Here is a 201-nt window from a genome sequence, read left to right as displayed (position 1 = left end):
ACCAGACGATCCGCAGCGGCGCGGCCTGCTTCGCCAGCCTCAGCCGCCCGTCCCGGAACGTGAAGCAGTTCCGGAAGCAGGTCGCCGCATCGTTCGTCTTCCCCTTCCGCTTGAACGTCGGGTAGCCGGCCCGTTTTCCCCAAAAGTTCACACAGGCGGTTTGGAGATTCCGCAGCGCGGCCTGCAGCGGGCCTTTCGACG

The 201-nt window shown here is 66.2% G+C and carries 1 pseudogene; it reads right to left on the bottom strand.

From position 1 onward, the window contains the following. Positions 1 to 201 (bottom strand): annotated as a pseudogene (locus MXD61_RS28710) (RNA-guided endonuclease TnpB family protein); the annotation flags it as partial.

This window comes from Frankia sp. AgPm24 (assembly GCF_023243055.1).
GTDB lineage: Bacteria > Actinomycetota > Actinomycetes > Frankiales > Frankiaceae > Frankia > Frankia umida.
This window is presented reverse-complemented; position numbering and strand designations above follow the sequence as displayed.